Source organism: Ilumatobacter sp. (genome assembly GCF_049588435.1).
GTDB lineage: Bacteria > Actinomycetota > Acidimicrobiia > Acidimicrobiales > Ilumatobacteraceae > Ilumatobacter_A.
The window spans coordinates 1-1,960 of record NZ_JBAVYV010000120.1; the positions used below are offsets into that span (position 1 = coordinate 1).

General features: G+C 66.0%; 2 protein-coding genes. Both read right to left on the minus strand.

The window, feature by feature from the left end; genetic code table 11:
* Positions 1-2: 2 nt before the first annotated feature.
* Complete coding sequence (locus WBV89_RS04390) at positions 3-1,736, minus strand: ABC transporter ATP-binding protein (protein ID WP_423980122.1); 1,734 nt, start codon at positions 1,734-1,736, stop codon at positions 3-5.
* A gap of 6 nt (positions 1,737-1,742) precedes the next feature.
* A partial coding sequence (locus WBV89_RS04395) for an aldo/keto reductase (protein WP_423980123.1) occupies positions 1,743-1,960 on the minus strand: 218 nt, incomplete at its 5' end.

Below are 1,960 nucleotides of genomic sequence, written 5' to 3' on the forward strand. Positions count from 1 at the left end.
CGTCATGCCGGCTCCCGATCGAACTGCGAATCGACGATCTCGGCATAGGTCGGGCACGTCTCGATCAGGGCGACGTGCCGCCCCTTGCCGACGACCCGACCATTGTCGACGACGATGATCTGGTCGGCGTCGGCGATCGTCGAGACCCGCTGGGCCACGATCAGGACCCCGGCCTCGCGCACATGCGGTTGGAGCGCGAGCCGCAAGCGAGCGTCGGTCGCCAGGTCGAGCGCCGAGAACGAGTCGTCGAACACGTAGATGTCGGGCCGGAGGACGAGCGCCCGGGCGATCGAGAGTCGCTGGCGCTGTCCGCCCGACACGTTCGTGCCGCCCTGCGTGATCGGACTGTCGAGCCCGTCGGGCATCGTCTGCACGAACCCGGACGCCTGAGCGATCTCGAGCGCCTGCCACAGTTCCTCGTCGGTGGCATCGGGTCGACCGAAGCGCAGGTTCGACGCCACCGTTCCCGAGAACAGGTACGGCTTCTGCGGCACGTACCCGATCGACCCCCACAACAGATCCGGATCGAGCTGGCGCACGTCGACACCGTTCACCGCCACCGTGCCCTCGGTGGCGTCGAACAATCGTGGGACGAGATCGACGAGCGTCGACTTGCCCGACCCCGTACTGCCGATGATCGCCGTGGTCCGCCCCGGCCGCACCGTGAACGAGATCTTGCTGAGCACCGGAACCGCCGCGCCCGGATAGGTGAACCCCACGTCGGTGAAGTCGACCGTGCCGTGCTCGCGGACCTCGGTGACCGGGTTCTCGGGAGGCAACACCGACGAGTCGGTGTCGAGCACCTCGACGATGCGCTCCGACGCCACCGCGGCACGCGGGATCATCGAGATCATGAACGTGAGCATCACGACGGCGATCAGCACCTGGACGAGGTAGCTGAGGTAGGCGACGACCGAACCGAGTTCCATGTCGCCCGAGTCGATGCGTGCGGCGCCGAGCCACAGCACCGCGATGTTGGACATGCTGATGAACAGCGTGACCGTCGGAAACATCAGCGCCATCAGCCGTCCCGCCCGCAGCGAGGTCGCAGTGAGCTCGTCGTTCGCGCCGGCGAATCGCTCGACCTCCTCGGGCTCGCGGACGAACGCCCGGACGACCCGGATGCCCGTGATCTGGTCACGCAGCACCTGGTTGACGCGGTCGACCTTCAGTTGCATCACCTGGAAGGTCGGGACCATCTTGCTGATGATCACCGCGAGGACGGCGATCAGGATCGGGATCGCGACGAGCATGATCACCGAGAGCCCGGCGTCCTCGCGGACCGCGAAGATGATGCCGAACACCATCGTGATCGGTGCCGCGATCATCATCGTGCACGCCAGCACCACCAGCATCTGGACCTGCTGCACGTCGTTGGTGACCCGGGTGATCAACGACGGCGCGCCGAACTGGCCGACCTCCCGAGCGGAATAGCTGTTGACCTGCTGGAAGATGTCGCGACGGAGATCGCGCCCGAAACTCATCGCCGCACGGGCGCCGTACCGGACAGCACCGACAGCGAACACGATCTGCACGAGACTGAACCCGAGCATGATCGCACCGACTCGCCAGATGTACGCGTTGTCACCCTCGAGGACCCCGTTGTCGATGAGCTCGGCGTTCAGCGTCGGCAGCGTGAGTGCGGCTGCGGTCTGGACCGCCTGCAGCACGATGACGATCGTGAGCAGCTTTCGATACGGCCCGAGATGGGTGACGAGGAGACGACGGAGACCCACGATCGATCAGCCGACTCGACGCCGACGCAGGAACGGATCCTGAAGTGCGTCGGGTTGATATCCGGCATCGTCACTCGACAGATTGACCCCCGGCGGGACGATCTCGTCGATGCGATCGAGGACGTCGGTGGGCAGCGTCACATCGGCGGCACCGATCTGCGACTCCAGGTGCTCCATCGTGCGCGGACCGATGATCGGCGCCGTGACCCCCGGGTGCTGCATCA